The organism is Hydrogenophaga palleronii (assembly GCF_031457455.1).
Taxonomy (GTDB): Bacteria; Pseudomonadota; Gammaproteobacteria; order Burkholderiales; family Burkholderiaceae_C; genus Hydrogenophaga; species Hydrogenophaga palleronii_A.
This window is the reverse complement of record NZ_JAVDWU010000001.1, coordinates 690,427-701,851: the sequence shown is the minus strand read 5'-3', so window position 1 is coordinate 701,851 and position 11,425 is coordinate 690,427. Positions and strand designations below refer to the sequence as shown.

General features: G+C 61.0%; 11 protein-coding genes and 2 tRNA genes. 4 read left to right on the top strand and 9 right to left on the bottom strand.

Going from position 1 to position 11,425, the window contains the following annotated elements; genetic code table 11:
• Positions 1-7: 7 nt before the first annotated feature.
• Positions 8-92: transfer RNA gene (locus tag J2W49_RS03300), tRNA-Leu, on the top strand.
• A gap of 163 nt (positions 93-255) precedes the next feature.
• Here the strand turns inward: J2W49_RS03300 and rimO are convergent.
• The 5 genes from rimO to J2W49_RS03275 form a co-directional block, all read right to left on the bottom strand.
• Complete coding sequence (rimO, locus tag J2W49_RS03295) at positions 256-1,641, bottom strand: 30S ribosomal protein S12 methylthiotransferase RimO (RefSeq protein ID WP_310311543.1); 1,386 nt, start codon at positions 1,639-1,641, stop codon at positions 256-258.
• Positions 1,642-1,688: 47 nt separating this feature from the next.
• Positions 1,689-2,231 (bottom strand): polyhydroxyalkanoate synthesis repressor PhaR, encoded by a 543-nt coding sequence (gene phaR, locus J2W49_RS03290; RefSeq protein WP_310311541.1) that lies wholly within the window; start codon positions 2,229-2,231, stop codon positions 1,689-1,691.
• A 259-nt stretch (positions 2,232-2,490) separates the two neighbouring features.
• A tRNA-Val gene (locus J2W49_RS03285) sits at positions 2,491-2,567 on the bottom strand.
• Between the two features lie 58 nt (positions 2,568-2,625).
• Entirely contained in the window at positions 2,626-4,950 is a 2,325-nt protein-coding gene (locus J2W49_RS03280; RefSeq protein ID WP_310311539.1) for a RelA/SpoT family protein, read from the bottom strand.
• Position 4,951: 1 nt separating this feature from the next.
• On the bottom strand, positions 4,952-5,890 hold the full coding sequence (locus J2W49_RS03275; protein ID WP_310311537.1) for an alpha/beta fold hydrolase: 939 nt from the start codon (positions 5,888-5,890) through the stop codon (positions 4,952-4,954).
• Positions 5,891-5,968: 78 nt separating this feature from the next.
• On the opposite strand from J2W49_RS03275, the gene J2W49_RS03270 reads away from it, so the two are divergent.
• Positions 5,969-6,739, top strand: a complete 771-nt coding sequence (locus J2W49_RS03270) for a 3-hydroxybutyrate dehydrogenase (protein ID WP_310311535.1) — start codon at positions 5,969-5,971, stop codon at positions 6,737-6,739.
• Between the two features lie 72 nt (positions 6,740-6,811).
• Here J2W49_RS03270 and J2W49_RS03265 read toward each other — a convergent pair whose 3' ends face one another.
• Complete coding sequence (locus tag J2W49_RS03265) at positions 6,812-7,528, bottom strand: SIMPL domain-containing protein (protein ID WP_310311533.1); 717 nt, start codon at positions 7,526-7,528, stop codon at positions 6,812-6,814.
• Between the two features lie 45 nt (positions 7,529-7,573).
• Positions 7,574-7,888, bottom strand: a complete 315-nt coding sequence (locus tag J2W49_RS03260; protein WP_310311532.1) for a hypothetical protein — start codon at positions 7,886-7,888, stop codon at positions 7,574-7,576.
• A gap of 148 nt (positions 7,889-8,036) precedes the next feature.
• Here J2W49_RS03260 and ompR point away from each other — a divergent pair, with 148 nt between their 5' ends.
• Positions 8,037-8,768, top strand: coding sequence for an osmolarity response regulator transcription factor OmpR (gene ompR / locus J2W49_RS03255; protein WP_304914316.1), 732 nt, complete (start codon positions 8,037-8,039; stop codon positions 8,766-8,768).
• Positions 8,768-10,171: a sensor histidine kinase gene (locus tag J2W49_RS03250; RefSeq protein WP_310311530.1), complete on the top strand. Its 1,404-nt coding sequence runs from the start codon at positions 8,768-8,770 to the stop codon at positions 10,169-10,171. Before ompR ends, J2W49_RS03250 begins: the two co-directional genes overlap by 1 nt.
• Positions 10,172-10,202: 31 nt before the next feature.
• On the opposite strand, the gene ispF is transcribed toward J2W49_RS03250, so the two are convergent.
• Both ispF and ispD read right to left on the bottom strand, forming a co-directional pair.
• On the bottom strand, positions 10,203-10,694 hold the full coding sequence (gene ispF / locus J2W49_RS03245; RefSeq protein WP_310311528.1) for a 2-C-methyl-D-erythritol 2,4-cyclodiphosphate synthase: 492 nt from the start codon (positions 10,692-10,694) through the stop codon (positions 10,203-10,205).
• Positions 10,691-11,425, bottom strand: a complete 735-nt coding sequence (gene ispD / locus J2W49_RS03240; protein WP_310311526.1) for a 2-C-methyl-D-erythritol 4-phosphate cytidylyltransferase — start codon at positions 11,423-11,425, stop codon at positions 10,691-10,693. The genes ispF and ispD overlap by 4 nt, the downstream gene beginning before the upstream one ends.

Here is an 11,425-nt window from a genome sequence, read left to right as displayed (position 1 = left end):
CTGAGATGCCCAGGTGGCGGAATTGGTAGACGCACTAGTTTCAGGTACTAGCGCCGAGAGGCGTGGAGGTTCGAGTCCTCTCTTGGGCACCAATCATAAAGGCTTGCAAACACAACGTTTGCAAGCCTTTTCTTGTTGTGGCAACAGCGGCAATCAAAAAGGCGAGCAGCGGAAGCGCCTCATCCTTCGCTGACGCAACTGCCCCCTTCAAAATTCGCTGCACCATGCAGCCATTGCCTTGCAGCGCGGAGCGCTTCAAATCGGCACCGCCAGCAAGTCGTGCCCCTCGGCAGCCACGATACGCGCCTTGGTGAACTCACCCACCTTCAGCGTCTTGCTGATCTTCTCTGGCGGCAAAAGCCGCACGACACCATCAATCTCTGGCGCATCGGCGTAGCTGCGCCCCACGCCGCCCTTCTTGCCCAGCCCTGGCGCCGAATCCACCAGCACCTGCATGGTGGCACCCACCCGCTGACGCAGCTTGTTGATGGAAGCGGCCTCTGCGACAGCCATGAAGCGCGCCCGGCGTTCTTCACGAACTTCTGCAGGAACGGGATCAGCCAGTTCATTGGCCGCTGCGCCTTGAACGGGCGAATAGGCAAAACAGCCTGCGCGGTCGATGCGGGCTTCTTCAACAAACGACAGCAAGTGCTGGAACTCCTCCTCGGTCTCGCCGGGAAACCCTGCGATGAAGGTGCTCCGCACCACGATCTCCGGGCAAAGCTCGCGCCAGCGCGCGATGCGCTCAAGATTCCTTTCGCCACTGGCAGGCCGTTTCATGCGCTTGAGCACGGCAGGGTGGCTGTGTTGCAATGGCACGTCAAGGTACGGCAGGCAAAGCCCTTCCGCCATGAGCGGAATGATGTCGTCGACGTGTGGGTAAGGATAGACGTAATGCAACCGCACCCAGGCGCCATAACCCTTGGCCAACTCTCCCAAGGCGCGAACCAGGTCGAACATCCGCGTCTTCACCGGCCGGCCATCCCAGAACCCGGTGCGATATTGCACGTCCACGCCATAGGCCGACGTGTCCTGGCTGACCACCAGCAGCTCCTTGACGCCGGCATCAAATAGCTTGCGCGCTTCGGTCAGCACATCACCGATCGGCCGGCTGACGAGATCACCCCGCATGGAAGGGATGATGCAGAAGGTGCACCGGTGATTGCATCCCTCACTGATCTTGAGGTAGGCGTAGTGCCGGGGGGTGAGCTTGATGCCTTGCGCCGGCACCAGGTCGACAAACGGATCATGCGGCTTGGGCAAGTGCTGGTGCACCGCCGTCATCACTTCGTGGGTGGCATGAGGGCCGGTCACAGCAAGCACGCTGGGATGCATCTGCCGCACCAGATTGCCGCCGTTTTCGCCCTCGCGAGCACCCAGGCATCCCGTGACAATGACTTTGCCGTTGGCGGCCAGCGCCTCACCGATGGTGTCCAGGCTCTCGCGGACAGCATCGTCGATGAAGCCGCAGGTATTGACGATGACCAGATCGGCACCGGCAAAGGTCTTGGAGGTCTGGTAGCCCTCAGCGCTGAGTTGCGTGAGGATGAGTTCGGAGTCGGTGAGTGCCTTTGGGCAACCCAGGCTGACAAAACCGACTTTGGGCGATGAGGGCCCTGACTGGGCAACGGGTTCGGACATGCCCCAATTGTCTCAGACCCAGCGCCCGAGCGCCTGGGATCGAACTTTCAGCGCTTCAGCCCCAGCGCGGCCAGCATCTGCTCGCTGTTCTTCTGCATCTGTTCCTGCATCTGGGTGAACGCGGTGCGCGACTGCTCCAGGTAGGTGCCCATCATGCCCTGCATCATCGGCGACTGTACATTCATGAACTGTTTCCAGGCTTCCGGATTCAGGCCGCTGGACTGCTCGGTCATCTTGTGCTGAAGGTCCATGAAGATCTGCACATTTTTTTCCAGATACGAGCCCATGAAGTCCTGCATGGCGTGCCCATAGAAGCGGATGATGTTCGCCAGCACCTGCTCGGTGAAGATGGGAACACCTGCCGTCTCTTCCTCCAGGATGATCTGCAAAAGAATGCTTCTGGTCAGGTCGTCGTTGGACTTGGCATCCCGGACCACGAAAGGTTCGTTGTCCATCACGAGCGCCTTCACTTCAGCCAAGGTGATGTAAGACGAGGTGTCTGTATCGTAGAGACGCCGGTTCGGGTACTTCTTGATGATGCGCACACCACCCACCCGCTCGCTACCGGACTCAGCCTTGGATTTTTGCACTACGGACTTTCTGAAGGGAAGAGGCACGCGCCTCAGGACTGCTTGAAGGATATGACACATTCTAAAAACCCTGGCAAGCCTTGGTGCCATGGGTTTTCCCTGTGCGCAGGGTTTCAATCATTGATTGATCTGAATCAGGGTTCGAAGTGAAACCGTGGCGCTCTTGTGCATCAGACCTTCGGCGGTACCCGACCGAAGCAAACGCAAGAAACCCAATGAGAAAAACCCCTGTCTCAAAAAGAGATCAGGGGTTTGATTCTGGTAGGCGCGATTGGACTCGAACCAACGACCCCCACCATGTCAAGGTGGTGCTCTAACCAGCTGAGCTACGCGCCTGGGATCGAATTCGAAGCCGAGAGTATAGCCCATGGCGAAGCGGCTTTTTTGCGAAGTCCTACTTGCGACGCACCACCCTCACCCCGGCCACATCACCGACCACCGCCATGGCACGGGCAACCTGTCTGGCATCACTCACTTCGATGGTGAACGTCATCCATGCCACGCCCTTGACCGATTGCGTCTGCACGCCAATGACGTTCATCTTTTCGCGGGCAAACACGTCGGAAATATCCCGCAGCAGGCCCTGGCGATCTGCGGCCTCAACCGCGACATCCACGGGGTAGACGCCGGCATCTCCGTTCTTTTCTCCACCCCACTGCACTTCGATCACCCTGTCCGGGCTTTTCACTTTGAGGTGGGCAAAGTCGCTGCAGTCCGCCCGGTGGATGCTGACGCCTTTGCCGCGTGTGACAAAACCACCTATTTCGTCAGGCGGTGCGGGTTTGCAACATTTGGCCAGCTGGGTCATCAGCGAATCCACCCCCACGACCAGAACCCCACCCGAAGATCCCGAAGCGGGCTTTCGTGGCTTCTTCAGCCAGATGGGAAGATCGGCAGCGGGCTCTGGATCGGACGGCCTCAGGTGGGTCTCGATCGAGCGCAGGGACAGCTCGTCTTTCCCGACCTGCTCAAACAACTCTGCGGCTGAGGACAAGCCCATGGTCACCGCCAGATCATCCAGCTTGAGCGCGGTTTTGCCTTCGCGCTGCAGCAGCTTCTCAACCGCTTCACGCCCTCGGGCCATGGTTTCCTGCATGGCCTGCGCATTGAACCAGGCGCGCACCTTGCTTTTTGCTCGATGGCTGACCAGATAGCCAAGATCACCATTCAGCCAGTCGCGCGAAGGCCCGCCTTCCTTGGCCGCCGTGATCTCCACCGTCTGCCCGTTTTGCAAGGGCGTGTTGAGGGTGACCATGGCGCCATCGACCCGTGCGCCCCGGCAGCGGTGGCCCAGGCTGGTGTGAACACTGTAGGCAAAATCAAGGGCCGTCGCGCCTTGTGGCAACTCGACGATCGCGGCATCGGGCGTGAGCACATAGATCCTGTCCTCGAAAAGCCCCTGCGCCGCACCGCTGAGATCGCGCTCCCAAGCCAGCAGTTGCCTGAGCACGGCAATCTTGGCGTCGTAGTCTGAGCTCGCCGACACGCCTGCATACCCTTTGGCCCCCGCTTCCTTGTAGGCCCAGTGGGCCGCCACACCATGTTCGGCGTGGTCATGCATGGCCTGCGTGCGGATCTGGATCTCGAAAGCCCGCCCTTGCGCATCGCGCACCACCGTGTGCAGCGACTGGTAGCCATTCGGTTTGGGCTTGGCGATGTAGTCGTCAAATTCTTCGGCCACAGGTGAGAACTGAGCGTGCACGTGTGCCAGCACGGCATAACAATGGTCCTTCTCCGGCACCACCACGCGAAGCGCTCGAATATCGAAAACCTGGTCAAAGTCCAGCGACTTCCCGCGCATCTTCTTGACAATGCTGTAGATGTGTTTGGGTCGTCCCTGCACCGACGCCTTCACCCCCAGTTGCTGCAGGTCGTTCTCCAGCTGCAGGCGAACCTGCTCCACATGGTCTTCCCGCTCGGCGCGCTTCTGGTCCAGCAACTGCGCCACCTGTTTGTAGGTCTGTGGCTCCAGGAAGCGGAAGGAGAGGTCTTCCATTTCCCACTTGACCTGCCAGATGCCCAACCGGTTGGCCAGCGGTGCGAACACATGCAAGGATTCGCTGGCCAGCGCCTCGCCAGGGTCACCCCGGCTCAGCGCGTAATAGCGCAGGGTCTGCAAGCGAGATGTCAGTCTCAGCATCACCACGCGCAGATCGCGGGAAAACGCCAGCAGCATCTTGCGGACGTTTTCGGTCTGACTCGCCGCCAGCTCGGTGACCGGCGCCTTGTTGGGAGAAACCAGCGGAAGCGCGAGCTCCTGTGCGGCCGTTCGCTCTTCGTGCTTTTTGGCCTGCACCTCTGCCGCCTTTGCACGCGCTTGCCGTTGCAACTGCACCAGCTTGGTGGTTTCAACCGCCAGCGCTGCAAACTGTTCACCAAAGGCCTTGGCGATGACCTCGTGGGGACGATTCAGATGTTGACAGGCATAAACCAGATAGGCAGCCGCCTGCATCGCTTCAGAGCCGCCAATGTCGCGGAGGATTGCAGCCACCGCATCGGCGTGCGCAAAGGTGTTCTCTCCGGTGTCCAGTTGCTCACAGGCCAGCAGGGGTTCGGCAAACGCTCTGGCTCGCGCCAATGCATGAGCTTGCTGTGGCAGGCTGTCGGATGTGGCCGCAACGATGGCCGAAGGAACCACCTGACCGCCCTGGCCCGCACTGGTTTCGGAGCCCGTGGCCACCGCCGGTTCACTGAAAGATGAAAGGTCGGCAGACTTCATGTCAGCGTGATGACACCCGAGAAGGCTTCAACAGGAACCGCCGCACCGCATTGACCTGCTCGTCCGCGATCAAGGTGGGTGCATGACCCACGCCAGCGAATTCGATGCACTCAGCCATGGGTCCACGCCGGGACATGAGCAGAGCAGTCTCGTGTGACAGCAGGTCGGATTCGGCGCCACGCAGAAGAAGGGTTTCGGATGTGATGGCGTCGTACAACCGCCAAAGAGCGTTCTCACCCTCCTTCACCGAGCGAAGCGCAGCCTCCTCGTCGCTGCTGTTCAGCAGAGCCAGTAAGGGTTGCGCAATTGCGGGGTCGTAATGCAGACGCCACTTGCCCTCCTGGTGACGCAACATGGGCACACACAATGCATGCCATTGCGCTGCGGTGTGAGGACCAAACCCGGTAGAAATCGATGCTAGGTAATCACATGCAGCCTGTTCACTTTCAAACTGCGGGTTCTTGCCGAGGTAGGTTCCAATCCGCTGCAGCGCAGCCCATTGAATGACCGGCCCCACATCGTTGAGCACCAGACGCCGCGGCGCCAGCGCAGGCTGCGCGGCAATGGCCAGACCGATCAAGCCACCCATGCTGGTGCCGACCCAATCCATGGTGATCCCGGGTGATTCCGCGCGCAGCGCAAGAATGAGGGCTGCGAGATCGGCCACATAGGTGGGCACTTGGTAGGCCATCGGATCGGCCAGCCAGTCGCTGTGACCTCGCCCGGCCACGTCTACCGCGACAACACGAGACGTGGGCTGAAGCGACTGAGCCAGAGTATCGAAATCGCGCCCCTGACGCGAAAGGCCATGCACGCACACCACGGTGTGCTTCGCCTGATCGTTCAGGCTCGGCCAATCCCAATAGGCCAATCGGCGCGCGGCACCACCCACTGCGGCGGGGTCGCCAACGGGCAAAAACTTGAGTGAGGGTACCTGCATGGTGAGGTTGTCGTTTAAGCGTCCACGATAATGGTTCCAGCGTCTTTCAACCTATCGTAATTGAACTGGAGCTCCCACATGCTTTCGAACAAAACCGCTCTCATCACCGGGTCTACCAGCGGCATCGGCCTGGGCATCGCCAAAGCGCTGGCACAGCAAGGCGCCAACATCGTGCTGAACGGTTTTGGGGACGTTGAAGGCCCCAAGGCCGAGATCGCAGCACTGGGCGTCAAGGTCGAGTACCACGGTGCAGACATGAGCAAGCCCGCTGAAATCGAAGCCATGATGGGTTATGCCGCCGAGCAATTCGGCCGTGTGGATATTCTTGTCAACAACGCCGGCATCCAGCACGTTGCCAAAGTGGAAGACTTTCCCGTCGAAAAGTGGGACGCCATCCTTGCAATCAACCTGTCCAGCGCGTTTCATGCCACCCGACTGGCACTTCCCGCCATGCGCACTGCCAATTGGGGTCGGGTGATCAACGTGGCGTCTGTGCATGGGCTGGTGGGGTCGGCTGAAAAATCGGCCTATGTGGCCGCCAAGCACGGCGTTGTAGGACTCACCAAGGTCACGGCACTGGAAACAGCGTCTACCGGCGTGACCTGTAACGCGATCTGCCCGGGATGGGTGCTCACGCCTCTGGTTCAAAAGCAGGTCGACGCCAAAGCCGCGGCGCAGGGCATCAGCAACGACGATGCCATCAAACTACTGCTCGGTGAAAAAGAACCCTCCATGCAGTTCACCACCCCGGAAGAGCTGGGCGCGCTGGCTGTGTTCTTCTGCTCGCCCGCCGGCAACAACGTGCGTGGCGTGGCGTGGAACATGGACGGAGGATGGGTGGCACAGTGATCGACGCGGCCGCCTGACCTGGAAAAAAGCCCTGGGCAGCCCCGGTGGCGCGGCCCAACCTAGAACCCAGTGTCAGCGCAGCTGGATGGAGCCCGAGACGGTCACTCGGACGGTGCTGTTTCCCGCCGCGACCGGAATCGAGGCATCCGACATGCCTTTGGCTTCCATGGCCATCATGCGGGGATGCACGGGCATGCCCCCGTCGTCAGTCGAGCTGACCGACACCTCTCTGAGCACGTAGCTGGAGAAACCAAAGCCCTTGGCAACATCGTTCGCACGAGCGCGGAACCGCTCGATGGCAAGCGCTTCCACTTCCTTCTCCAGTCGTTGCCTCGCTTCTCTGGACAAGCTGAAGGCGGCGCTCGACATGGTCAGCGAGTCCAGCTTTCCTGCGGTGCTGCTGACCAGCGAAAAATCCCTGCCTTCCAGCAACAATTCGGCTGTGCCTTGCCAACCGGCAATCTTGCCTTCCTTGCCATACCGGGGATAAAGGCTGAACTGGCCAGTGCGCACATCCATCTGGCCCTTTTTCTCCTGCGCTCTGGCCATTGCCAAGGCCCTATCCAGTGCCGCCTTGAGTTCGTTCTGAACCGCCGCCGCGCTGGACCCTTCTTTTGTGGTCCGCAGGCTCAAGATGAGCAAGTCCTGCGGGACCTCGGTTTCGCCTGTTGCGGACAGACTGACCACATTGGACAGCGGCGGAGCGGGTTGCGAGTTTGAGGACGACTGCGCAAATGCTGGGACTGATCCCAGGCCAACCAGGAGGACAACAACAGGCAGCGCACGCAAAAGAACCTGGGAGATGCCTCCCACACGGTATTTTTCAGTCATGAATCACTTGGGGGAGCTGGCGAGGCTGGGGACACCGCGCAATTGTTCTCTTAGGCGAACGCGTTCTTCCAACGAAAGGCGGTAAGGCTTGTTGGACTCGAGCTCGTCGCCGTAGGGTTGGCGCAAACTCTCACGCAGACGGACCGTGGTGCGGGTCTCTGGTTCAACCATGGAGATGGGGACCACCGACATGGCGGTTTCGGTGGGTACTTCGTCGATTGGACGCTGGTCGGCTGACAGAGCCCAGGCGGGTACTAGCAACACCAAGCAAATGCTTCGCCTGGCAAACGGCTTCATGGTGACTCCAAGAGTGGACATGGACGACATTGTCTGACGCACACCGGCTGCCGTCCCAACCCGCTCAGGCAACATCTGTAACAGCGTGTCATAAAAACAAAAAACGTGTGCTGACAAGCACTTGGCGCTGCCACAATCGCGTTTGTTACATTTCAAGGAAGTTGCTCATATGCCACAAACCAGCACCCGTCCCAACAAAGTTCTGATCGTTGACGATGACGTTCGCATTCGCGACCTGCTGCGCCGCTATCTGATGCAGGAGGGTTTTGAGGTCATGTTGGCGGAAGACGGCAAGGCCCTGAACCGTGTGCTCCAGCGTGATTCGGTGGACATCATCGTGCTCGATCTGATGATGCCCGGCGAAGATGGGCTTTCCATCTGCCGGCGGCTGCGAGCCAACGGCGACCGAACGCCCATCATCATGCTGACCGCCAAAAGCGAAGACGTGGATCGCATCGTTGGCCTCGAAGTGGGCGCAGACGACTACCTGGGCAAGCCGTTCAACCCGCGTGAACTGCTGGCCAGGGTCCATGCCGTGCTGCGCCGTCGGCCGCCGGCGGAAGTGCCCGGCGCCCCATCCCAGGACATGGAGGTGGTCAATTTCGGCCCCTTTGAATTCGACCTGAGCCTGCGCACGCTGCGCAAGGATGGCGCAGACCTGCCTTTGACCACGGGCGAGTTCGCCATGCTCAAGGCATTGGTGCGCCATCCTCGCCAACCCCTCTCCCGGGAAAAACTCGCCCAGTTGGCTCGCGGGCGCGAATTTGAACCGTTTGACCGCAGCCTGGACGTTCAGGTGTCACGCCTGCGCAAGCTGATTGAAGAAGACGCCGCATCACCACGCTACCTGCAGACTGTCTGGGGGGTGGGCTACGTATTCGTACCGGATGGCACCTCCTGATGTCCGAAGAGTCGCGCGTCCCGTTCGAGACGCAGCCCGCCTCCCTGGAAACTGCGCCTGCTCCGTTGGACGGTCGGCCTCCCAGGGAGTTCAGCCTGTTCTGGCGCACCTTCATCCTGCTGGCCGTCTTGCTGCTGGGCTGCATCATCGCGTGGCTGCAGACCTTTCGCGCACTGGAGTTTGAGCCCCGGGCGTTGCAAAGCGCGCAACAACTGGCCTCGCTGGTGAACCTCACCCGCGCGGCCCTGGTGCACTCTGACTCGATCGCCAGGGTCTCCCTGGTCAAGACGCTGGCCGATGAAGAAGGTGTGCGCATTGCCCCCCGCGAACCCACTGACACCTACCGGCTCTACAACACCGACTCGCTCAGTCGTCGCGTGAGCGAACGGCTGAGCGCCCGGCTGGGCGCCGACACCCTGGTGGCGCGGGAGGTCAATTCAACGCCGGGTCTCTGGATCGGTTTCACCATCGAAGAAGACCCCTACTGGCTGTTGACCGATCCCTCGCGCATCGGGCTGGTGACGGGGACCACCTGGCTGATCTGGCTCGCAACCGCCGCAGTGTTGTCGCTTGCAGGCGCAGCGCTCATCGCGGGCCTGATCAACCGCCCGCTCAAGAAGCTCTCGTTCGCCGCCAGCCGTTTGAGGGAGGGCGACTTTCAGGCCAGCCACCTCAGCGAGGCGGTCGCGACCAGCGAAATTCGGGAAGTCAACATCGGCTTCAACCGCATGGCGCAGCGACTCAGCAAAATTGAACAGGACCGCGCCCTGATGCTGGCGGGCATCTCCCATGATTTGCGTACACCGCTCTCCCGGCTGCGCCTGGAAACGGAGATGAGCGTGACCGATCTTCAGGCCCGGGAGCACATGGCCGCCGATATCGACCAGGTCAACGCCATCATTGACAAGTTCCTGGACTACGCCCGCCCGGACCACCTCACGCCGGAGCGCATCAATCTGAATCAGGTCATCGATTCCGCGGTCTACGCACTGGGCAATGACCCAACCACCCAGGTCCTCACCAACATCCCGCCCGATACCATGGTGATGGGCGACGCGGTGGAACTGCAAAGGGTCTTTGCCAACCTGCTTGAAAACGCCCAGCGCTATGGCCGAAACCCCAAGACCGGTACCGCCACCGTGGAAATTGCTGCCAAGGCCAAGGATGATTCGATCCTCGTCAAACTGCGTGACCATGGCAGCGGCGTGAGCCCTGAAATGCTGGAGCAGCTCACCCAACCGTTTTTCCGGGGTGATGCGTCTCGCCAATCGGCCACCGGCACCGGCCTTGGGCTGGCCATCGTGGAGCGCGCCATTGCCAGAATGGGAGGGCGCTTCGCCCTGGCCAACAGCAGCACCGGGGGCCTCGCTGCACACATCAAATTGCGCAGAGCCACTCAGTGAAGCCCCCCGCCTGAACGGCGAGAACCAGGACCTACCGGAACAACAATGCCACGGCACGGGCCTCAATGGACAGCCCCTGCCCCACGGGCCCCAGCTTTTCAGCGGTCTTGGCCTTCACATTGACCTGCGAGGGAAGCAAGCCCAGTGTTGACGCGATGCCTTGCTGCATGGCGGGAATATGGGCCGCCAGCTTCGGCGCCTGAGCAATCACCGTGCTGTCGATGTTCCCGATCTCGAAACCTTCGGCGCGCACCCGCCGGGCGACTTCGAGCAACAGGATGCTCGAGTCGGCGCCCCGGAAGCGCTCATCGGTGTCCGGAAAGTGCCGGCCGATGTCTCCCAGCCCAGCGGCTCCCAGCAACGCGTCGGTGATGGCGTGCAACAACACGTCGGCATCGGAATGCCCCAGCAAACCCATGGAATGTGGGATGTGAACCCCGCCGATGATGAGCGGGCGTCCAGGCACCAGGGCATGCACATCCCACCCCTCACCAACGCGCAGTGCAGGAATGGGCGATGTCATGTGCGGCTCCTTATGACGGCTTCGGCGAGTGAAAAGTCTTCCGGGTAGGTGACCTTGAAATTCTGGGCGCTGCCACGCACCAGCAGCGGGTGGTGACCGGCCATCTCCATGGCGCTGGATTCATCCGTCACGCCTGCAAAATCCCGGTCCAGGTAAAGCGCCATTGCAGAGTGCAAGGCGCCCAGGCGGAACATTTGAGGCGTTTGTGCCAGCCATTTGTCAGACCGATCGACCGTGGCGGCCACGCGCCCGTCGGCACTGGATTTGAGCGTGTCGGGAAGAGGCAGCGCCAGCAGACCGCCCACGGGATCTTCCCAGCAGGCATCCATCAAGGCATTCACCTGATCCGGCGTCAGCAGGCACCGCGCCGCATCGTGCACCAGCACCCAGTCCAGGGGGTCGGCGCCCATTCGCCGCAACGCATCGAGTCCATTGAACACACTGTGGGCGCGGCTTGCACCGCCACAGGCTTGTACTGTCACGCCGGCAGGAGGTACCCCCAAGGTGTCATCTCCCGGTGCCACGACCAGCAGTCGGGTATGCAGACGTGCAACCGAATCAAATGCAGCCAGCGTGTGCAACACCATGGGCTTGCCAGCGAGGGGCTGGTACTGCTTGGGCTGCACACTGCCTGACCTGGTTCCGGAGCCCGCACACGGCAACAGCAGGTGGCAACGCACGTTAGGCCGGTTGGCGTGGGACGGGGTGATTTGGTCGGGTCGATCTGGCAT